This window comes from Streptomyces sp. NBC_01546 (assembly GCF_045208355.1).
Lineage (GTDB): Bacteria > Actinomycetota > Actinomycetes > Streptomycetales > Streptomycetaceae > Streptomyces.
The window spans coordinates 2,842,923-2,863,356 of the sequence record NZ_CP109379.1; the positions used below are offsets into that span (position 1 = coordinate 2,842,923).

The 20,434-nt window shown below is 72.1% G+C and carries 16 protein-coding genes; 8 read left to right on the top strand and 8 right to left on the bottom strand.

What is annotated here, in order from left to right; genetic code table 11:
• Positions 1–214 precede the first annotated feature (214 nt).
• The 3 genes from OHA89_RS12580 to OHA89_RS12590 form a co-directional block, all read right to left on the bottom strand.
• A complete protein-coding gene (locus tag OHA89_RS12580) occupies positions 215–982 on the bottom strand; it encodes an enoyl-CoA hydratase/isomerase family protein (RefSeq protein ID WP_215140199.1) in 768 nt (255 codons plus the stop codon).
• Positions 983–1,068: 86 nt separating this feature from the next.
• Positions 1,069–2,313 (bottom strand): Ig-like domain-containing protein, encoded by a 1,245-nt coding sequence (locus OHA89_RS12585; RefSeq protein WP_406366184.1) that lies wholly within the window; start codon positions 2,311–2,313, stop codon positions 1,069–1,071.
• Positions 2,314–2,417: 104 nt separating this feature from the next.
• Positions 2,418–3,638: an Ig-like domain-containing protein gene (locus OHA89_RS12590; RefSeq protein ID WP_215140266.1), complete on the bottom strand. Its 1,221-nt coding sequence runs from the start codon at positions 3,636–3,638 to the stop codon at positions 2,418–2,420.
• Positions 3,639–3,818: 180 nt separating this feature from the next.
• Between OHA89_RS12590 and glgX the strand changes: the two genes are divergently transcribed.
• From glgX to OHA89_RS12605, 3 genes are read left to right on the top strand one after another with little or no spacing between them, the layout of a single operon-like run.
• Positions 3,819–6,137, top strand: a complete 2,319-nt coding sequence (gene glgX, locus OHA89_RS12595; RefSeq protein WP_406366185.1) for a glycogen debranching protein GlgX — start codon at positions 3,819–3,821, stop codon at positions 6,135–6,137.
• 59 nt (positions 6,138–6,196) lie between these two features.
• Positions 6,197–7,396: an MFS transporter gene (locus OHA89_RS12600; protein ID WP_266614859.1), complete on the top strand. Its 1,200-nt coding sequence runs from the start codon at positions 6,197–6,199 to the stop codon at positions 7,394–7,396.
• Between the two features lie 33 nt (positions 7,397–7,429).
• Positions 7,430–8,152, top strand: a complete 723-nt coding sequence (locus OHA89_RS12605) for a CDP-alcohol phosphatidyltransferase family protein (RefSeq protein WP_257554070.1) — start codon at positions 7,430–7,432, stop codon at positions 8,150–8,152.
• Here OHA89_RS12605 and OHA89_RS12610 read toward each other — a convergent pair.
• On the bottom strand, positions 8,133–8,621 hold the full coding sequence (locus tag OHA89_RS12610) for an adenylyltransferase/cytidyltransferase family protein (RefSeq protein WP_215140205.1): 489 nt from the start codon (positions 8,619–8,621) through the stop codon (positions 8,133–8,135). The genes OHA89_RS12605 and OHA89_RS12610 overlap by 20 nt on opposite strands.
• Positions 8,622–8,793: 172 nt before the next feature.
• Between OHA89_RS12610 and OHA89_RS12615 the strand changes: the two genes are divergently transcribed.
• From OHA89_RS12615 to OHA89_RS12625, 3 genes are read left to right on the top strand one after another with little or no spacing between them, the layout of a single operon-like run.
• Positions 8,794–10,002, top strand: coding sequence for a glycosyltransferase family 4 protein (locus tag OHA89_RS12615; RefSeq protein ID WP_215140268.1), 1,209 nt, complete (start codon positions 8,794–8,796; stop codon positions 10,000–10,002).
• The gene (locus tag OHA89_RS12620; RefSeq protein WP_406366187.1) at positions 9,999–11,741 is read left to right on the top strand and encodes a lipopolysaccharide biosynthesis protein; all 1,743 of its coding nucleotides are present in this window, start codon (positions 9,999–10,001) and stop codon (positions 11,739–11,741) included. The genes OHA89_RS12615 and OHA89_RS12620 overlap by 4 nt, the downstream gene beginning before the upstream one ends.
• Positions 11,738–12,967, top strand: coding sequence for a hypothetical protein (locus OHA89_RS12625; protein WP_406366188.1), 1,230 nt, complete (start codon positions 11,738–11,740; stop codon positions 12,965–12,967). Before OHA89_RS12620 ends, OHA89_RS12625 begins: the two co-directional genes overlap by 4 nt.
• Positions 12,968–13,187: 220 nt before the next feature.
• On the opposite strand, the gene OHA89_RS12630 is transcribed toward OHA89_RS12625, so the two are convergent.
• Complete coding sequence (locus tag OHA89_RS12630; protein ID WP_266614865.1) at positions 13,188–14,699, bottom strand: hypothetical protein; 1,512 nt, start codon at positions 14,697–14,699, stop codon at positions 13,188–13,190.
• 69 nt (positions 14,700–14,768) lie between these two features.
• Here OHA89_RS12630 and OHA89_RS12635 point away from each other — a divergent pair, with 69 nt between their 5' ends.
• Together OHA89_RS12635 and OHA89_RS12640 are read left to right on the top strand one after the other, a co-directional pair.
• A complete protein-coding gene (locus tag OHA89_RS12635; RefSeq protein WP_266614867.1) occupies positions 14,769–15,359 on the top strand; it encodes a WcaF family extracellular polysaccharide biosynthesis acetyltransferase in 591 nt (196 codons plus the stop codon).
• Positions 15,356–16,477: a glycosyltransferase gene (locus OHA89_RS12640; RefSeq protein ID WP_406366190.1), complete on the top strand. Its 1,122-nt coding sequence runs from the start codon at positions 15,356–15,358 to the stop codon at positions 16,475–16,477. Before OHA89_RS12635 ends, OHA89_RS12640 begins: the two co-directional genes overlap by 4 nt.
• 16 nt (positions 16,478–16,493) lie before the next feature.
• Here the strand turns inward: OHA89_RS12640 and OHA89_RS12645 are convergent, their stop codons facing one another.
• From OHA89_RS12645 to OHA89_RS12655, 3 genes are all read right to left on the bottom strand, one after another.
• Entirely contained in the window at positions 16,494–16,706 is a 213-nt protein-coding gene (locus OHA89_RS12645; RefSeq protein ID WP_215140210.1) for a hypothetical protein, read from the bottom strand.
• 131 nt (positions 16,707–16,837) lie between these two features.
• A complete protein-coding gene (locus tag OHA89_RS12650; RefSeq protein WP_266614870.1) occupies positions 16,838–17,515 on the bottom strand; it encodes a hypothetical protein in 678 nt (225 codons plus the stop codon).
• A gap of 85 nt (positions 17,516–17,600) precedes the next feature.
• Entirely contained in the window at positions 17,601–20,375 is a 2,775-nt protein-coding gene (locus OHA89_RS12655; RefSeq protein ID WP_406366192.1) for a LamG-like jellyroll fold domain-containing protein, read from the bottom strand.
• Positions 20,376–20,434 lie beyond the last annotated feature (59 nt).

Sequence of the window (20,434 nt, forward strand, 5' to 3'; positions counted from 1 at the left end):
CGGGAAAAGCCCCTACGGAAGCATCGATTCCGCAGGGGCGTCCTGTCATATGCAAACGGCAAGCGGAGGCTGTGTATACCCACTTTGACCAGGGGTTACGCACCGCTCAGAAGTGATCACCGTGAGTGGATCACCGATTGTGCTTAAGGCCCCCTTAAGGCCTGGCTAATCCACCCACAGGGAGGACCGGCCGGATCCGCTCAGCGGACCGGGTTCATACGAACTTCGCCTTGCCCGGGCCCTCTTCGACGAAGCTGCGCATGCCGCGCTCGCGGTCCTCGGTGGCGAACAGGCCCGCGAACCAGTTGCGTTCGATGGTGAGCCCGGTGTCGATGTCGGCCTCCAGGCCCGCATCCACGCACTCCTTGGCGGCGCGCAGCGCGATCGCCGGACCCTGGGCCAGCTTGGCGGCCCAGGCGTGCGCCTGCTCGTACACCTCGGCCGCGGGGACCACCCGGTCGACGAGGCCCAGCGCGAGCGCCTCGTCGGCCTTGACCATGCGCCCGGTGAAGATGAGGTCCTTGGCCTTGGACGGACCGATCAGCCGGGACAGCCGCTGGGTGCCGCCGGCGCCCGGGATCAGACCGAGCAGGATCTCGGGCTGGCCGAGCTTCGCGTTGTCGGCGGCGATCCGGTAGTCGGCGCAGAGCGCGAGCTCGCAACCCCCGCCCAGCGCATAGCCGGTGACGGCCGCGACGACGGGCTTGGGGATGCGGGCCACGGCGGTGAAGGAGTCCTGCAGCGCGCGGGACCGGGCGATCATCGCCGCGTGGTCCATCGCCTGCATCTCCTTGATGTCCGCGCCCGCCGCGAACACCTTCTCGCCACCGTAGATGATCACCGCGCGGACGTCGGCCCGGTCGGTCGCCTCCACCGCGAGCTCGCGCAGCCGGTCCTGGGTGGCGATGTCCAGGGCGTTCATGGGCGGCCGGTCCAGGCGGATGGTGCCGACGCCTTCGGAGACTTCGAGAGAGATGGTCATACGGGGAAGGTTAGCGCCGGTTAACGGACGGTGGCCCGGTGCTGTGTGTCACAGCACCGGGCCACCTGGGCTACGTCATGCGGGGCTTACTTGATCCACTCCGCCCAGTCCATGTTCCAGCCGTTGAGGCCGTTGTCCGGGGAGATCTGCTTGTCCTTGGAGTTCTTCACGATGACCACGTCGCCGATCAGGGACTCGTTGAAGAACCAGGCGGCGGGCTGGTTGCCGTCGCCGGCGCCGCGGACGTCCTTCAGGCCGACGCAGCCGTGGCTGACGTTCTCCGAGCCGAACGTGCCCGAAGAGGCCCAGTAGTTGCCGTGCACGAAGGTGCCCGAGTTCGACAGGCGCATCGCGTGCGGCACATCGGAGATGTCGTACTCCCCGCCGAAGCCCACCGTCGCCCCGTTCATCCGCGTGACCTTGTACTTCTCGCTGATGACCATCTGCCCGTTGTACGTGGTCGTCGACGGGGCGCCCGCGGTGATCGGGATGTTCTTGAGCACCTGGCCGTCGCGGACGACCTCCATGGTGTGCTCGCTCGCGTCGACCGTGGAGACCTGGGAGCGGCCGACGGTGAAGGTGACCGTGCGGGTCTGCTTGCCGTAGACGCCCGGGCGGCCTTCGACTCCGTCGAGGGCGAGCTTCACGGTGACCTTCGTACCCGCGGCCCAGTACTTCTCGGGGCGGAAGTCGAGGCGGTCGTTGCCGAACCAGTGGCCCTCGACGGGCACGGCCGGCTCGGCCGTCACGGTGATGGCCTTCTCGACGGCCTCGAGGTTGGTGATGCCGCGGGTGAAGTTGATCGACACGGGCATGCCCACGCCGACGGTGGAGCCGTCCTCGGGCGTGTAGTGGCCGATGAAGGTGTTCGTCGGGGTCAGGGTGGTGAAGGTGGTGTCCTTGGCGGACTCCCGGCCGGCCTCGTCCTTGGCGACCGCGTGCACCTTGTACTCGGTGGCGGAGGCCAGGTGGCGGGACGGCTCCCAGCTCGCGCCGTCGTCGGCCAGCTTGCCCTCGACCGCGTTGCCCTTGGTGTCGGCGACGGTCACCGTGGTGAGCTTGCCGCCGGTGCTGGTTATCTTCAGGATGCCGCTGGTGGCGACCTCCTTGGCGCCGTCGTCCGGCTTGACGCTGACCACGGCCTTGGATGCCTCGGTGCCGTTCTTGGCACCGCCCCCGGCATTGTCGCCACCGCTGCCGCTGCCGTTGTTTCCGCCGCCGCCACCGCTGCACGCGGTGGTCAGCAGCAGGGCGGCCCCCAGCAGAAGGGCCGGCAGGCCGGTGCGGACGCGGCCGCGTATCGGCTGCAGGTTCACTCTTGTTCTCCCCATGTCCCCCGCGCGCGGGCAGTCGCGCGCTTATCGACAGGAAATCACATGGGGAGAACACGAAAAGCCACGGTCATGTCACCGTTCCGTCCCAAGTGGCGGGCCGGTCAGGCGATGGCTGAGCCGGCGACCCAGTCGGCCCAGGACATGTTCCAGCCGCCCAGGCCGTTGTTCGGGGCGACCGTCTTGTCCTGCGAGTTGAGGATCTCCACCACGTCCCCGACCAGGCTCCGGTCGAAGAACCAGCCGGCCGGGGTGTCCGAGCCGCCGCCCTTGTCGTCGCGCAGGCCCACGCACCCGTGGCTCACGTTGGCGGAGCCGAAGGTGTCGGGACTGGCCCAGTAGTTGCCGTGCAGGAAGGTCCCGGAGGAGGTGAGCCGCATGGCGTGCGGGACGTCGGGAATGTCGTACTCCCCGCCGAAGCCGACGGTCTGGCCGTTCATGCGGGTGACGTCGAAGAGCTCCATCACCACCATCTTCCCGTTGTAGGTGGTGGTCTTCGGCGCTCCCGCGGTGATGGGCAGGGTCTGCAGCAGCCGGCCGTCCCGGCGGATCTCCATGGTGTGCGCGGCCGCGTCCACGGTGGAGATCTGCGAGCGGCCGACGGTGAAGGTGATCGTCTTGGCCTGGATGCCGTAGGAGCCGGGCGCGCCCTCGATGTCGCGCAGGTTCATCTTCACCGTCACCTCTGTACCGGACTTCCAGTACTCCTTGGGCCGGAAGTCGAGCCGCTCCTTGCCGAACCAGTGGCCGACGATCTCCACCGGCGGGTTCGAGGTGACGGTGATGGCCCGCTCCACCTCGGCGCGTCGCGCGATGGCCCGGTTGAAGTTGAAGGAGACGATCATTCCGGTGCCGACGGTGGAGCGGTTCTCCGGCTTGAAGTAGCCGATGAACCGTTCCTCGGGAACGTAGGTGGTGAAGGTGGTGTGGCGGGCCTGGCGGCGGTCGTGCCCGTCGAGGGCGACGGCGTCCACGGTGTACTTGGCCGCGAGCGAGAGACGGGCGGCCTCCGGATCGGGGCTCCAGCTGAGCCCGTCCTCGGCGATCGCGCCGGGAACCTTCTCCTCCTGCGCGTCCTCCACCTTGGTCACCACGACCCGCTCCAGCCGGCCCTCGGGGACCGTGACGCTGAGGCGCCCGTCGGCGGGCACCCCCTTGGCATTGTCGTCGGGGGTGATGCGGATGGCCTCGTCCGGCGAGCGGGGTTTGCCGGGCAACTCGATCTCGACCGGGGAACGGCCGTCCTGGGTGCATCCGGCCAGGCCGCCGAGCAGGCCCGCCCATGCCGCCACGGCGGCCAAGCCCGCCCCTGCCCGCCTCGTCAGAAGTGTCACGATCCCTCCAACGACCGGGCCCCTCCGGGGGAAACGTGAGCGGCGCGCACGTTCCGGGCGGAACAGTCCGGGCAGAACAGTGTGAAGGACCAGACGGGGGCGGGCCCAGGCCGGGACGCCGGGGCCGCACCCCCCACCCCCGCAGGTACCCAGGAGCCGTGGAGGCGGGCAGTGTCGAGCGCAGCCGAGCAGGAAGAGGCGGTGGAAGCCGTCGGCAATGTGGTGGACGCCGCGAACGCGGTGGACACCGAGAGCGCGGTCCGGGGCGGCCGTACCGCGCCCGTGCCGGGCGGCCAGGTCAGGGGCCAGGTGTTACGGGCGTACGCGCGCCCGGGACCACCGGTGTGGCCCGGGTCCTCGCATCCCCTGGGGGCCCGGTTCCACCACGGTCCGGACGGGACGGCGGGCACCAACTTCGCGCTCTGGGCGCAGGGCGCGGAGGCGGTGGAGCTGTGCCTGTTCGAGGAGGGCGGGGCCGAGACCCGCTGCGCCCTGACGGAGCTCACGCACGAGATCTGGCACGGTTTCGTGCCCGGCGTACGCCCCGGGCAGCGGTACGGATTTAGGGTGCACGGGCGCTGGGACCCCTGGACCGGTGCCCGGTACAACCCGTCGAAGCTACTCCTGGACCCGTACGCCCGGGCCGTGGACGGCGAGTTCGCCCTGCCGCCCGAGGTGTACGGGCACGTCCGGGACTGGCCGCAGCAGTACATCGCCGACACCGTGCGCGACGACCGCGACTCGGCGCCGTTCGTCCCCAAGGGGGTCGTGGTCCACGATGACGACGACTGGGCGGACGACGTCCGGCCGAAGACCCCCTGGGCCGATTCGGTGATCTACGAGCTGCACGTGCGCGGCTTCACGATGCGCCATCCGGGGGTCCCCGAGGAACTGCGCGGCACGTACGCGGGCCTCGCCCATCCGGCGGCGGTCGAGCACCTGGTGAAGCTGGGCGTGACGGCCGTCGAGCTGCTGCCGGTGCACCAGTTCGCGCACGAGGACCACCTGCTGCGCCGGGGGCTGCGCAACTACTGGGGCTACAACTCGGTCGGCTACTTCGCCCCGCACGCCGGCTACTCGTCGAGCGGTACGACGGGCCAGCAGGTCGGGGAGTTCAAGCGGATGGTGCGGGCCCTGCACGCGGCGGGGATCGAGGTCATCCTCGACGTGGTCTACAACCACACGGCGGAGGCGGGCGAGCTCGGCCCGACGCTGTCGCTGCGCGGGATCGACAACCGGGGCTACTACCGGCTCCAGTCCGACCAGCGCCGGTACGCCGACTACACGGGCTGCGGGAACACCCTGCACGCGGGGCGCCCGCACGTACTGCGCCTGATCACGGACTCGCTGCGGTACTGGGTGACGGAGATGGGGGTGGACGGCTTCCGCTTCGACCTGGCGGCGGCGCTGGCCCGCTCGATGCACGACGTGGACATGCTGTCGCCGTTCCTGGCGGTGATCGCCCAGGACCCGGTGCTGCGGCGGGTCAAGCTGATCGCGGAGCCCTGGGACGTGGGCTCGGGCGGCTACCAGGTGGGCGCCTTCCCGCCGCTGTGGACGGAGTGGAACGACCGCTACCGGGATGCCGTGCGGGACTTCTGGCGGGGCGCGCTGCCCGACGTACGGGACCTCGGGTACCGGCTGTCGGGATCGAGCGACCTCTACGCGTGGGGCGGGCGGCGGCCGTACGCCTCGGTGAACTTCGTGACGGCGCACGACGGGTTCACCCTGAGGGACCTGGTGTCCTACGAGCGCAAGCACAACGAGGCGAACGGGGAGGCGGGCCGGGACGGGACGAACGACAACCGGTCCTGGAACTGCGGGGCGGAGGGCGATCCGCCCGAGGGCACGGATGCCCGGATCGCCGCGCTGCGCCGCCGGCAGCTGCGCAACCTCCTCACCACCCTGCTGCTGTCGACGGGGGTGCCGATGCTCGTCGCGGGGGACGAGTTCGGGCGCACCCAGGGCGGCAACAACAACGCGTACTGCCAGGACAACGAGACGGGGTGGGTGGACTGGTCGCTGCTGGAGGATCCGGCGTGGCGGGAGCTGTTCGCGCTGACCGCGCGGCTGGTCTCGCTCCGTCAGGCCCATCCGGTGCTGCGGCGGCGGGCGTTCTTCTCCGGGCGGCCGCAGGGGGTGGACGGGCTTCGGGACCTGGCCTGGTTCACCCCGGCGGGTGCGGAGATGACGGAGCGGGACTGGTACGCACCGGCGGCGGCGCTGGGGATGTACCTGTCGGGGCGGGACATCCCGGGCCGTGACGAGCGGGGCCGGCAGGTGACGGACGACAGTTTCCTGGCCCTGCTGCACACCGGGGACCGGCCGGTGCCGTGGGTACTGCCGGGGGCACCGTGGGCCGAGGGCTACGAACTCGTCCTGGACACCTCGCGCGAGACCCAGGCCGAGGCTCCGCTCACCCGCCACCGCGGCGGCGAGACCCTGACGGTCCCGGCCCGCTCGGTCCTGCTGCTGAGGGTGGTCGGTTAGGTCCTGTCCGTCTCGGCCCGCGGGGGGGCGAGGCGGTGCAGGGTCATAACCTCCCTGTCATGACCCCGACCATCTGGCGGCTGCTGGCCGGCCGTACCTCCGCCGCCTTCGCCAGCGCCCTCATCCCCACCACCCTGACGCTGGCGCTCGTCCGCAACGGCTCCGCCGGGGACCTCGGCCTCGTGCTCGCCTGCGAGTTGCTGCCGATGCTGCTCCTGCTGCCCGTCGCGGGGGTGGCCGCCGACCGGTTCCCCGCCCGGCGGGTGGTCCTCGTGGCCGATCTCGTACGGGCGGCCGCCCAGCTGGCGACCGGAGTCGTGCTCATGGCCGGTCCCGCGGACGTCCCCCGGCTGGCCGTGCTCGCGGCCGTGACCGGGGCCGCCGTGGCCTTCGGCACTCCCTCCGCACGCACACTCGTCGCCGCCGTGGTCCCCGAAGACGGGCGGCTGCGCGTCAACACCCGGCTCGGGGTGGCCACCGGGCTCGCGCAGATCGCGGCACCGGCGGCCGCCGGGGTGCTGATGCTGGCCATCGGAGCCGGCTGGTCCTCCCTGCTCACCGCCGCGCTCTTCCTGCTCTCCGCGCTGACCCTCGGCGGCCTGCCGGTGGCCCCGGTCCCGCGCAGCACGCCGCGCGCCGCCTTCACCGCCGAACTGCGCGGGGGCTGGGCCGAGACCCGGCGCCACCCGTGGTTCCTCGCCAATGTGCTGGCCCACGGGGTCTGGCACCTGGCGGCCGGACTGCTGCTCACCCTCGGTCCGCTGATCGCCGTGGAGAGCCTGGGCGGTGAGACCTCCTGGGTGGTCATCGCCCAGGTCGGCACGGTCGGGATGCTGGTCGGCGTCTGGGCGGCCGGGCGGCTGCCGGTCCATCGCCCGCTGTACGCAGTGGCCTTCGGGGCCGCCGCCCAGGCGCTGCCGCTCACCGCCTTCGCGCTGCGGCTGCCGCTTCCGGTGACCGCGGCCGCGTTCTGCTGCGCCATGTTCGGACTGGGGGTGCTGAGCCCGCTGTGGGAGACGGAGATGCAGCGCCGCATCCCGCTGGAGGCCCTGGGCCGGGTCGGGTCCTTCGACACCCTGATCTCCTTCGCCGCGCGCCCGCTGGGCCTGGCGGCGGCCGCCCCGCTCGCCGCCGTCACCGGGACCGCGGTCCCGCTGCTGGCCGCCGCGGCTCTGACCGCCGCCGCGAATCTGTCCGTACTCCTGCTTCCGGACGTACGCAAACGCCCGGAACCGGAACCCACTTTCGCCCTGCGATGATGTGTTCGACATCGTCACTGAGGGGGTCCGTGCATGGGGAGAGTCGGAGTCGCGCTGCGGGAGCTGCGCGGGGCGCAGAAGCCGGCGAAGGGTGTGTCGCTCTACTCGCGGTTCGTGAACCGGCCGATCGGGCGCTACCTGGCCGCCGGGTCGTACGCGCTCGGGCTCACCCCGAATCAGGTGACGCTGATCAGCGCCGCCTTCAGCTTCGCCGCCGCGGCCGCGGTCGCGCTGGCCGCGCCCTCCTGGGGGCTGGGGATCGCCGTGTGGGCCGCGCTCGCCGTGGGGTTCGCCTTCGACTCCGCCGACGGCCAGCTGGCCCGGCTGCGCGGGAGCGGCAGCGCCGCGGGCGAGTGGCTCGACCACGTCGTGGACTGCGCCAAGCTGACCGCCCTGCACTCCTGCGTGCTGATCGCCTTCTACCGGTTCCCCGATGCCTACGGGACGGGCTCGGACGGCTGGCTGCTGGTGCCGCTGGGCTTCCAGTTCGCCGCGGTCGTGACCTTCTTCGGCGGGCTGCTGACCGAGAAGCTCAAGCCCCGGCCGGCTCCGGGGAGCCCCGCCGCCGCGCCGTCGACCGTACGCGCGGTGGCGTTGCTGCCCGTGGACTACGGGGTGTTCTGCCTGGTGTTCCTGCTGCTCGGCGGCGGACAGCTGTTCCCTTACGCGTACGCGGCCTTCGGGGCGGTCGCCGGGCTGTTCCTGGCGGCGTTCCTCGTGAAGTGGTTCCGGGAGCTCAGCGCCGTTCCGCGGTGAACGGCTCCGCCACCGAGAGGGGTTCGGCGAGCGCGTCCAGCGCCCGGCGCAGCTGGGTGCTGGAGGTGTGCACGGTGTAGGGGAAGTAGACGACGTCGACGCCGTGGGCGGCGAAGTCCTTCTCCAGCTTGTCGCCCTTGGGGGTGCCCCGCCAGTCGTCGCCCTTGAAGATGACGTCGAAGCGGACCTGCTTCCAGGTCTCCACCTTGTCCGGGACCGTCTCGACGAAGGCGGCGTCCACGTACTTCACGCTGCGGACGATCTCCAGCCGCTCGACCAGCGGGATCATCGGGCGGCGCCCCTTGGCGAGTTCGGCCATCTCGTCGGAGACGACTCCGGCCACCAGGTAGTCGCACTGACTGCGGGCGTGCCGAAGGATATTGAGATGTCCGATATGGAACAGATCGTACGCGCCCGGCGCATAGCCGACTCGGTACGGCCTGCGCGCGGGCGCGCCACGTTCGGACATATCCCGCTCCGTCATCTGTTACCCCCCAGCGGCCACACCCCCCGGTGTGGCGGATTAGCAGACAATAGCGTGCACGTTCCGCAGCATGCGGGTGAACGAATAGGGTGACGTGCGCATCATCCAGGGGAGAAGGGGACGCTCAGTGTCCAGATCCGGTCACCGGCGCCTGCTGCTGGTCTCCACCAACTACGCACCCGAGCACGCGGGAATCGGGCCCTACGCCACCCAGATCGCGGAGCACTGGGCGGAGGATCTCGGCCACGAGACCCATGTCCTCGCGGGGATGCCGCACTACCCGGCGTGGTCGCTCGAACCGGAGTACAAGGGGGCGCTCCGGCGCACGGAACGGCGCGCGGGCGTCATCGTGCACCGGCGTGCGCACACCGTGCCGCAGCGTCAGACCGCCGTGAAGCGGGCCCTTTTTGAAGGATCGATTCTGCTGCACGGTGCCGCGGCCCCGCCCCGGATGCCGAAGCCGGACGCGGTCCTGGCCCAGATGCCCAGCCTGGCCGGCGGGGTGCTGGCCGCCCGGCTCGCGGCGCGGTGGAAGGTCCCGTACGTCCCGGTCGTCCAGGACCTGATGGGCGCCGCCGCCGCACAGAGCGGGATCAGCGGCGGCGACAAGGCGGCCGCGATCGCGGGCCGCGCCGAGGCGTACGCCCTCAAGCGGGCCACCCTCGTCGGCGTCATCCACGAGACCTTCGTCGACCGGGTCGTCGGCATGGGCGTGGACCCGGCGAAGATCCGTCTCGTCCCCAACTGGTCCCACGTGGCCGTACCCACCAAGCCGCGCGGCGAGACCCGCCGCCACCTCGGCTGGGCCCCGGACCAGACGGTCGTCCTGCACTCCGGGAACATGGGCCTCAAGCAGGGCCTCGAGGTCCTCGTGGCCGCCGCCCGGCTGGACCCGAGCGTCCGTTTCGTCCTGATGGGTGACGGCAGCCAGCGCTCGGCGCTCACCGAACTGTCCGCCGACGTACCGAATCTGGACATCATCCCCCCTGCCGCTGACGGCGAGTTCCCGGATATCCTCGCCGCGGCGGACGTACTCGCGGTCACGCAGCACGCCGCCGTCATGGACATGAGCGTTCCGTCGAAGCTCACCTCCTACTTCCAGGCCGGCCGGCCCGTCGTCGCCTCCGTGGCCGCGGAGGGCGGGACCGCCCAGGAGGTGGAGCGCTCGGGTGCAGGGGTGCTCGTACAGCCCGAGGACCCCGAAGCACTGCTGAAGGCCGTACGGGTCCTGGCCGAGGACCCCGAGGGCGCGGACGCACTGGGAGCGGCCGGACCCCGCCACGTGGCGGCCCACCTGAGCCGCGAAGCGGGCCTGGCCCGCATCGACGCACTGATAGACGAAGCACTTGGGGGTCCCCGGCCGTGATCGAGACGAACCGCCCGGCAACAGCACCGGCCGAGGACGAACCCGATCTCCTCCGGGACCAGTTCCGGCAGCTCCTGCGCTACCGCCGGCTCCTCGGCGCGGGCATCGGGATCGGTCTGCTCGGCGGCGTCTACCTCGGCATCTCCACGGCCGACACCTACGTCGCGACCGCCGACGTGGTGCTGCGCGCACCCACCGACGACCCCTTCAACCCGAGCCTCGCCCCCGACAAGGCGATCAACATCGGCTCGGAGCGCCAGGTCGCGCTCAGCTCCTCCATAGCCAACGAGGCCGCGAAGAAGCTCGGCGTCTCCGCCTCCGGCTTCGCGGCCCTGCGCAGCGGGCTCCAGGTGACCAACCCGCCGCAGACGATGGTGCTCCGCTTCACCTACACCGCGTCCTCCCCCAAGGAGGCCGCCAAGCGCGCCAACGCGATGACCGAGGCGTACCTGCTCAAGCGGCAGGAGTCCCTCGACGCAACCCGCGACAAGATGGTCAAGGGGTACAAGGAGCAGCGCGACCCGATCGCCAAGCAGCTCGACGAGCTCTCCAAGGAGATCGCGCGGATGCCCGCCGGCGCGGGGCGCGACGCGGCCAGCTCCTCCAAGACCGACCTGCAGAGCGAGGTCGGCGGGTACAACACCAAGATCACCAAGCTCGAAGCCCTCGACATGACCCCGGGCCGGGTCACCAGCGCCGCGACGGCGCCCCCCGCAGCCGACGGCCCCGGCATCCTGATGTCCCTCGCGCTCGGCGCCGCCGTGGGCCTCGCCCTCGGCCTGCTCGCCGCCTGGGTCCGGCTCGTCTTCGACCCGGCACCCCGCTCCGAGGGCGACGTGGCACGGGCCCTGCGCGCACCCGTACTCGGCTACCTGCCCCGGGACCGGACGGGCGGCGGGCCGCTGCTCGCCGCCGGCGAGGCCGATCCGCGGCTCGCCGAGGAGTACCGCTCGGTGGCCTTCCGGCTCGCCTACGACGCCCGCTTCGCCGACCGGCGCCGGCTGCTCGTCGTCGCCCCGCGCGGCAGCAGCGAGACCGCCGCCGCGGTGGCCGTGAACCTGGCCGCCTCCTTCGCCGAGACCGGCAAGGACGTCCTGCTCATCGAGGCCGACCTGCGCACCCCGGTACTGGCCAGCCAGTTGCCGACGGACGCTGGCGGCCGGCCGCGCTGGAGCCAGACCCCGGGCAGCCCGAAGGGCGGCGGACGGCACTCCGACTCCGAGTGGCCCGACGGACGCCAGCTCGTCGTGGACGCCGGCGAGTCCGGCTCCTTCGACCTGATCCCCGGCGAGCGGGCGCGCAACGTGCCGCGCGCGCTGACCTCCCCCCGCGCCACCCGGCTGATCTCCGAGGCCGACTCCCCCAACGCGACCGTCGTCGTGCTCGCGCCGCCCGTGCTCTCGTACGCCGACGCCCTCGCCCTCGTCGACCGCGTCGACGGCGTCCTCGTCGTCTGCAACCCGCGCGGCGTCCACCGCACCGACCTGACCCGGATCCGCGAGCTGATCAGCGGCGCCGGGGGTACGGTGCTCGGCGCGGTGCTGCACGCCCCGCTGCCCGGCGAGAAGCGCGGCCCGGGCAAGGGCAAGGGGACCGCGCCGTCGCCCGCGCCCGCCCCCGCTCCTTCGGCGGCCGCGCCGCAGCCGCTCACACGCGAGATGGCCGAGCCGGAGCAGCACATCCCGGGTGACGGCACCGACACGGTCGCGCTGCGCACCGTCCGCATAGGCCGGAGATGAGCCGACGCGGACTCGCCGCCGTCTCCTCGGTCCTGGACCAGGCCGCCTCCAGCGCCACCAACATCCTGGTGCTGGTGCTGGCCGCCCGGCTGTCGTCGGCGTCCGGATTCGCCGACTTCTCGATGGTGTACGTGACCTTCAGCGTGCTCCTCGGGCTGAGCATGGCCTACGTCGGACAGACCGTCGTGCTGGAGAAGGCCGAGGAGCGGCTGGGCGCGGTGTGCCGGTCGGCCGTGGGCTTCACGGGGGCCGCCGCGGGCGCCGTGGGCGCGGTGCTCGCCGTGGTGGGCCTGGCGCTTCCCGGGACGACCGGGCCGGCCTTCCTCGCGCTGGGCCTCGTACTGCCGTTGGTACTCGTGCAGGACGGGCTGCGGTACTGCTTCTCCGCGCTGCGCGCCCCCGAGCGGGCGCTGGCCGCCGACGCGTTGCGGCTGGTGTGCGTGGTCGCGGCGCTGGCCGTGCAGCCCTCCGGGGCTTCGGCGGGGCGGCTGGTGCTGGTGTGGGGCCTGTCCGCGCTGCCCGCGCTGGGGCTGGGGCTGTGGCTCCTGCGGCCGTACGTGCGCGGGGCGCGGGCGGATCTGCGGCCGTACGTGCGGCGGGGGCACCTGGGGCAGCGGTTCGTGGTCGAGTTCGCGGTCGGCAACGGCTCCAGCCAGCTCGCCGTACTGGGCCTCGGCGTCTTCGCGACGCCGCTGGCCGTAGGTGCGCTGCGGGGTGCGAGCACGCTCTTCGGGCCGCTGAACGTGCTGTTCAACTCGGCGAACTCCTTCGGGCCGCCGGTGCTGTCGCGGCTCGGCGGCAAGCGGGCCACGGTCCGGGCGACGGTGGCGCTGGGCGGGGTGCTGGCGGTGGTCGGCGCGGGGTGGGCGACGGCCCTGTACCTGTTGCCGGACCGGCTGGGCCGGGAGCTGCTGGGCGACACGTGGGCCTCGGCCGCCGCGCTGCTGCCGGCGACGGGGGCCCAGTACGCGGTGATGGGCCTGGGCACCTGTGCGCTGCTGACGCTGCGCGTCCTGGCCCCGAAGGCCACGCTGTCCTTGCAGGTGGCCTTCTCGATGCTGTCGGTGGTGTTCCTGCTCGCCGGGTACGCGGTGTGGGGCCCGCTCGGCGCGGCCTGGGGCCTGGCGGCGGGCTCGGCCCTCAAGGCCCTGGCCGCCTGGCTTCGGGTCGCCCGCCTGCCGGTTGCCGCTCCGCGGGACGACGAGCCCGCGCCGGTCTCGGCCTGACCCGCTGCGCGGGGCGATCCCCCCACCCCGCCCCTTCCCGAAACCGGGCTCTGCCCGGACCCTCCCCCAGACTCCGTCCGGGGGACCCCCACTCAAACGCCGGCGGGGCTGGGTGGTGCCCGGCGGACGGCATCGGCCATATCCAGCCCCGCCGGCGTTTGAGGCGCGGGGTCTGGGGCGGAGCCCCAGCAACGGCGGAGCACCGGCAACCGCGCCGCGCCTAGCGGAGGGTCGTGGAGCGGTCCTGGCGGTGGGTGGCGATCAGGGCCAGGCAGAGGGCCGCGATAGCGACACGGCCCGACGCCTGGAGGAGCGGTCCGCGCAGCAGGATGAAGGAGTAGCCCGCGACCAGCGGGACCACCACCGAGATCAGACTCCCCGGCGGCGCCCGCCGGGTGGCGCGCTTCGCATAGCGCCGGTCCACCCGCGCGGAGGCGTACCCCATCGCCAGCAGCCCGCCCCCCATGCCCAGCGGTCCGAAGTCGAGCCACAGTTCCGCCCAGATCGGCGAGGAGAGGTTGGTGTTGACCGTGCCCATCCACTGGCCGACCATCACGCCCGTGTCCCGCGGCTTCCCCGGCCACACCGACCTCGGCACCGCGAACAGGATCGATCCGGCCAGCTGGCGCCCGTAGAAGTGGCCGGGACCGGACTCCGAGTAGGTGATGGTGTTCGCGAACATGCCGATCTGGTCGTAGTCCTTGAGGGCCATCGGCTCCAGGAAGGACGTGGTCTCCACCGGCTTGTAGTTCTTCTCGTCGTACCGGAAGCGGTCCGCGAACGGGAAGACGAGGAGGGCGATGACCACGGCCATCGACAGGGCCACCCGGTACATCGCCGCGCTGACCGGGAAGACGGTGAACAGCAGCGCGAACATGACGGTGAGGAACCAGTAGCGCGGGTTCGAGATCGGGTTGTTGACCACCAGGTTCAGCAGGGCGAGCGCCGACCAGGTGACGATGATCGAGACCTTGCGGCGGGCGAACTTCGAGGTGACCAGCCAGCGCGTGTACAGCAGCAGCGAGAGCAGCGCCGGCACGGTGCCGAAGCCGCGCAGCAGGGCCTGTCCCGCCTGGCCGTCGCCGTTGGAGACGCCCGCCTCCTCGATGCCCGCGATGATCTCCTGGCGGCTGGAGAAGAACACCGCCGGGCCGCCGAGCTTCATCACGAAGGCCGCGCTGCACAGGAAGGAGAGGACGGTCAGCAGTTGGAGCCGGCGCCGGTGCGTCATGACCGGCCGCGACTGCCTCTGGGAGCCGCCCGCGCGGCCGGTCGGCCGGTGGCGGGCGAGCAGGACGCCCACGTCGAAGGCGGTGCAGCCGAGCAGCACCAGCCCGATGGCGGCGGTGAGGTCGGAGCGGGGGCCGACGACGGGGGTCGGGACCTGGCCGAGGACGGCCTGGGCGAGCGGGGCCACGCCCATGGCCATGTAGACGAAGAGCCAGAAGGAGCCCTGGAGCAGCTTGCGGCGGCTGGTGAGCACCATCGCGGAGAGGCGGGCGCCCGCGTACATGGTGAGCAGCAGCTGGAGCCAGAAGGCCGCGTCGCGCTGGCCCGCGCCGGACTGGACGGCGACGAACAGCGGCAGGAAGACGGCGAAGCCGAGGGCGAGCGGGACGGACAGCGCGCGGGAGAGCAGGGTGCGCGGGGTGGTGACCTTGCCCCAGAGCGACTCGTCCTCGAAGGGGGACGGCGCGGGCGTGACGGGCGGCTTGCGTATGTCCGTTGCCACTGCCGCCCCCACCCCATGTGCCTGATTCGCGCGCAGTCTAGTCTGAGCGGGCTGCGCCCGGGGAGGCGCATGGGGGTCCCCCGGCAACGCCAGGGGGAGGGTGGACGATCGGGGCTTCAGTTGCGTGACCTTCCTGCCTTCACGCTGGCCGGATACGACAAGGGGCGCGGGCTGCTGACGCAGGCGCTCTGGTTCGCCGTGATGAACACGCTGTTCATGAGCTGGTTCTGTCCGGCGCGGCTGCGGGTGGCGCTGCTGCGCGCCTTCGGGGCGAAGATCGGCGAGGGCGTGCTGATCCGGCACCGGGTGCGGGTGCTGTGGCCGTGGAAGCTCACCGTCGGGGACCACACCTGGATCGGTGAAGGCGCCTGGCTGCTGAACCTGGAGCCGGTGACGATCGGTTCGCACGTCTGCCTCTCGCAGGAGGCCGTGCTGTGCACCGGTTCGCACGACCACCGGGCCGCCGACTTCCGCTACCGCAACGCCCCGATCACGGTCGAGGACGGCGCGTGGGTGGCGGTACGGGCGACCGTGCTGGCGGGGGTGACCGTGGGCCGCTGCGCGGTCGCGGGCGCGGGCGCCGTCGTGCACAAGGACCTGCCGGAGCTGACCCTGCAGACCCAGGACGGGCGGCGCCGCCCGGTGGAGGAGCCCAAGTGAGAGTCCTGCACGCCGTCACCCTGCACTCCCCCTCGCACGCCTTCGGCGGGCCGGTCCGGGTCGCGCTGAACCTGACGAAGGGTCTGCGGGCCCGGGGGCACGAGGCGCGGCTGCTGGCGCTGGGCGAGGGATTCCCCGACCCGTGGCCGACGGACGTCGAAGGGGTCCCGGCGAAGCTGTTCCCGGCGCGGCGGATCCTCCCGCTGGGCTTCAGCGGGATGACCTCGCCGGCGCTGCTGGCCTCGGCCGGGCGGCTGGTCGGGGAAGCGGACGTGGTCCACGTCCACCTGGCCCGGGACCTGGTGACCCTGCCGGTGGCCCTGGCGGCGCTGCGGGCCGGCAAGCCGCTGGTGCTCCAGACCCACGGGATGGTGGACCCGAGCGAGAAGCTGCTGGCCAAGGTGCTGGACGCGGTGGCGGTACGCCGGCTGCTGCGCGGCGCGGACACGGTGCTGTACCTGACCCCGCACGAGCGGGCGGGCCTGGACGCGGTGGTCGGCGGCGCACCGCTGTCGCGTGCGGTCCGGCTGGTCAACGGCACCCCGGCGCAGGAGGAGCGGCCGGCCCCGGGCGGCCCCCCGCGCATCCTGTACTCGGCGCGCCTGCAGGCCCGCAAGCGGCCGGTGGACTTCGTGGACGCGGCCCCGGCCGTCCTCGCCGCGCACCCGGACGCGCACTTCGTCGTCGCGGGCCCGGACGAGGGCGAACTGGCCGCCGTACGCGCCCGCATCACGGCCCTGGGTCTCAACGGCCGCTTCACGGTTCCGGGGGCACTGTCCAGCGCGGAGGTGCAGGCGGAGCTGCGCCGGGCCCACGTGTACGTACTGCCCTCGGTGGACGAGCCGTTCCCGATGTCGGTGCTGGAGGCCCTCGCGGTGGGCGTCCCCCCGGTGGTGACCCACTCCAACGGCCTGGCCCGCGACATCGCCGCCGCGGGCGCGGGGCACGCGGTCGACCCGGGCCCGGCGGGTGTGGCGTCGGCGGTCCTGGACCTGCTGGACCCCGCGGCCAACGCCGCCGCCTCGGCGGCGGCGCGCAAGCTGGCCGCGGAGTCCTTCTCCATGGACGCGGTCCTGGACACCCTGCTCCCGGTGTACGAGGGCGCCGTTCGGGGCTGAGCACGGGCGCCGCAGCTCAGATGTCGCGGCGCTGCTCCACGACCGGGAGGGCGCCCATGGCGCGGCGGCGCTTGAGGACACTGGTGTACACGGCGAGGCCGATGAAGCCCACCGCCATCATGATCAGCCCGACCACGTCGAGGTTGACGCTCTCCATCTCCCAGTCGGTGGCGAAAGTGAGTATGGCTCCCACCACTATCAGACCGATGCAGCCACCCAGGCCGGTCATAGGACTCGCCTCCGCAAAAGGTCGGTGTCGTCGTGCTCCGGTCCCGCGGATGCCCACGCCTGGTACGCGAAAACGCCCCCTGCGGCCGGTGGTTCGGCGGCAGGGGGCGTTCTCGTCGCGTGCGGGGCTCGTTACGCCGGGATCCAGGCGTAGCAGCCGGAGGAGTTGAACTCCGCCGTGCCCGCCGGGATCGTCGCCGTGATCTTGTCGCCCGCGTTGGGCTGGGTCTCGGGGCCCGAGGCGAGGAGCGAGCCGTCCTTCGACTTCGCCTCCCACGTGCAGGTGGAGGCCTGCGTCAGCGCCCGGTAGGTGCCGGCCGCGGGCGAGGTGCGGGGGCCTTCGGGGAAGCCCTTCTCCGCCGCCACCAGGATCGGCTTCTGCTCCGGGCACAGGTGGGTGATCGCGTCCTTCGCGCCCGGGATCTCCCCGGTGATGACGGCCCCGGTCGCCGCGTCCTTGTCGCGCTTCGCGGTGAGCGTCACGCGCTGGCAGGCCTCCTGGCCCGACTGCAGGACGGCCGCGGGGTCCATCTTCTCCGGGACGCGCCCGCTCAGGTACTTCTTCTCCTGCGCCGTGAAGCTGCCCGTCTTCGGGGTGAGCTTCGCGTCGGGCAGGACGGGGCCCGTCGGCTTCGCGTCGGCGGCGGGCGCCGAGGGCGCCGGGCTGTCCGCGGGGTCGGGGGCCGCCGACGAGGCCGGCGGCTTCGCCTTCGCCTCCGCGCCGGAGTCGGCCTTGCCGCCGGAACTGCAGGCGGTCAGCGTCAGGGCGGCGGTCAGCAGAACAGCAGCCGCTGCGGAGCGTCGGTACATCGGATGGCTCCCGTACTTACTGGGTGGGACAGGAATGCGGGGCCCGGCCACATGGTGCCGGCCGGGCCCCGCTCGTCGCTCGTTGCTACTTCGCGCCGAAGGTGAGCACCAGCTGCGGGACGCCGTCGGCGGCCGTGGCCTCCGCGGACCAGATCCACAGCGGGTCGGTGCCCGTGCTCGTCAGGCCCAGGCTGTAGCTGCTGCCCAGGACCGCGGAGACCGCGGCCGTGTCCAGCGGCACGTTGTGGACCGCCGAGCCGTCCGGCACGCCCGCGATGGTGCCCACCGGGGTGGTGCCGAGGGTGGGCTTGGTGTTGAAGGTCGTGCCCGCGCCGCTCCAGGTGCCGGTGACCGGGACCACGGACACGGTGTCGGCGGTGCCGGCGCCCGTCTGCGTGTTGGTCTTGATCTGGAGGGAGGCTGCCTTCAGGACCTGCCCGGCCGGGGCGGCCGGGACGTCGAAGCGCAGGTACGTCTCGTACGCCGAGGTGCCGCGCACCGCGAGCGAGGTCGACGTGCCGTAAGCGGTGCCGGGGGCGCCCTGGTTGATGTAGGTGTCCTCGGTCGCGCTGACCTTGGAGACCGAGTCGGTGGGCGCCTTGGCCAGGGTGAAGTGGTTCTTGACCTGGGCCTCGGTGAGCGCCGTCGGGTAGATGGCCGTCTCGTCGATCTGCCCGGCGAAGAAGTTGCTCGTCGGGCGGGTCGGCCAGCCGGTGAGGTTGTCGCCGCCCACGTGCCAGTAGCCCGCGTAGGTCTGGGAACCGGTCTTGTTCAGCGAGCCCTTGTTCTGGCCGTCGACGTACAGGGTGATGCCGCCGGGGCCCTGGGTGCCGACCACGTGGTGCCACTTGTTGTCGTTGTACGTGTCGAACAGGCCCGTGGAGACGGTCTGGACCGATCCGTTGGACACGCCGAAGACGAGGCGACCGGTGTTGGTCATGTAGAGGTGCTTGTCGTACGAGCCGCTGCTGCGGTCGGTGTTGCTGCCGAAGCCGACCAGCTTGCCGCCGCGCGTGGTGCCCGTCTTGAACCAGGTCTCGATGGTGAACGCGTTGCCGACCGTCTGGCGGTGGTCGCTGTAGACCTGCTGGCTGGTGCCGTTGAAGCCCATCGCGGTGCTGGTGCCGGCGACCGCGCCGGGGGTCTGGCGCAGGGCCGGGGCGTTCAGCTGGACGCCGCCGGTGTTGCTGCTGACCGAGGAGTCGGCGACGTACGGGCTCACGGTGTCGTCGAAGCGCCAGTACAGGTTGGCGCCGTCGGCGCGGACCTGGTTCGGGTACGACTGGGCGGCGGTCGGGACCGTCACCGAGACGCTGGCCGACAGGGCGCTGGTGTTGCCCGCGGCGTCGGTCGCGGTCACGCGGTAGCTGTAGGACTGGCCGGCCTTGACCGTGGTGTCGGTCCAGGAGGCCTGCCGGCGCTCCCACTCCAGGGAGTCCGCGTTCACCGTGGCGGCGGGCGTGGCCGAGCCGTTGCGGTAGATGCGGTAGGTCAGCTTGCTGTCGTCCGCGTCGTAGCTGGTGCGCCAGCGGACCTGCGCCTCGCCGGGCTTGACGCTGCCGACGCTGGCCACCGGGGTGGTCGGGGCGCCGACGTCGCCGGTGGAGGCGAAGCGGGTCAGGGCCTGCTGCGGCTTGCCGTTGATGAGGGTGAACTCACCGCCGACCCACATGTACTTGACGTCGCTCTTCTCCGCGACGGCCATGACGCGCGGGCCGATGCCCTCGCCGAGGCCGTCGTTGGCGGTGGGGTGCCAGCCGAGCTTGCCCGGGCCGCGCACGAAGCCGCCCACGGGCGCGGGGGCTGCGCCGGTGTGGTCGGTCGGCTGGGCCAGCAGGAAGTGGCGCTTGCCGTCGGGGTATTCCAGCTCGGTGGAGCAGTCGTGCGCGTGCGAGGAGCTGTAGAGCACTCCGTCGTACGGCAGCACGTACTGGGTGGCGCCGAGGCAGCGGTCGCGCCACTTCTCGCTGAAGTCGGTGTTCAGGCCGATGCGGCCGTCGAAGACGCCGCCGCCGGAGCCCTCGCTGCCGGTGTAGTAGCCCGTCGCGTCGGCCGAGATGTCCTTGACCACGGAGTTGGACGGGATGCTGTTGTACGTCTTGGCGACGGCGCCGGTGGTGGCGTTCACGACGGCCAGCGCGTGCGTGGTGGAGTTGTTGACCGAGAAGAAGTCGCCGCCCAGCAGGACGTTCTTGCCGTCGTTGCTCACCTCGATGGCGCGGCCCGGCTCGTCGGCGTTGGCCACGAAGGGCTTGAGCGCGCCGGAGCCGGCGTCGACCGCGGCGAACCGCTCGCGGGTCTGGCCCTCGACCGTGCCGAAGTCGCCGCCCACGTACAGCGTGTCGTCGGTGACGGCGAGCGCGCGGACGGTGGCGGGGACGCTCGGGTGGAACGCTGCCTTGGGGGTGCAGGTCGCGATGTCGATCGCGGCGAGGCTGGAGACCGGGGTCCCGTTGACGGCACCGAAGTAGCCGCCCGCGTAGAGGGTCTTCTTGTCCTTGGAGACGGCCAGCGTGCGGACCGTGGCGGTGCCGTCGCCGATGGTGAAGGCGAGCTTGCACGAGGTGGGGTTACCCGTCGCGGCGTCGAGCGCGGCGAAGTTCACGGCTTCCTGCTCGGTGCCGGCGGCGCCGTCGGGCGGACGGACGGCCGAGAAGGTACCGCCGGCGAAGACGGTTCCGTTCGCCTGGGCCATCGCGAACACGATGCCGTTGGGCTGCCACGTCGGCAGGCTGTCGGCGGTGAACGCCACCGGCGCCGTGATGGCGGAGGCCTGCGGCATCAGCACCAGGCCTATACCGGTGCCGGCACCGGCCAGTGACAGGACGAGGGCAGCAGTCAGCCCTCTGGATCTACGCATGAGCCCCCCAGGGCATCGCCCGGTTTGATGGCTGGAACTATCCGAACAGCCATATGTAC

Excerpts from the sequence above, each read along its gene's own strand:
- OHA89_RS12610 (WP_215140205.1), bottom strand. The coding sequence starts at position 8,621 with ATGTCCGAACGTGGCGCGCCCGCGCGCAGGCCGTACCGAGTCGGCTAT.
- OHA89_RS12645 (WP_215140210.1), bottom strand. The coding sequence starts at position 16,706 with ATGACCGGCCTGGGTGGCTGCATCGGTCTGATAGTGGTGGGAGCCATA.
- OHA89_RS12605 (WP_257554070.1), top strand. The coding sequence starts at position 7,430 with ATGGGGAGAGTCGGAGTCGCGCTGCGGGAGCTGCGCGGGGCGCAGAAG.
- OHA89_RS12650 (WP_266614870.1), bottom strand. The coding sequence starts at position 17,515 with ATGTACCGACGCTCCGCAGCGGCTGCTGTTCTGCTGACCGCCGCCCTG.
- OHA89_RS12655 (WP_406366192.1), bottom strand. The coding sequence starts at position 20,375 with ATGCGTAGATCCAGAGGGCTGACTGCTGCCCTCGTCCTGTCACTGGCC.
- OHA89_RS12585 (WP_406366184.1), bottom strand. The coding sequence starts at position 2,313 with ATGGGGAGAACAAGAGTGAACCTGCAGCCGATACGCGGCCGCGTCCGC.
- OHA89_RS12580 (WP_215140199.1), bottom strand. The coding sequence starts at position 982 with ATGACCATCTCTCTCGAAGTCTCCGAAGGCGTCGGCACCATCCGCCTG.
- OHA89_RS12625 (WP_406366188.1), top strand. The coding sequence starts at position 11,738 with ATGAGCCGACGCGGACTCGCCGCCGTCTCCTCGGTCCTGGACCAGGCC.
- OHA89_RS12600 (WP_266614859.1), top strand. The coding sequence starts at position 6,197 with ATGACCCCGACCATCTGGCGGCTGCTGGCCGGCCGTACCTCCGCCGCC.
- OHA89_RS12635 (WP_266614867.1), top strand. The coding sequence starts at position 14,769 with ATGGGGGTCCCCCGGCAACGCCAGGGGGAGGGTGGACGATCGGGGCTT.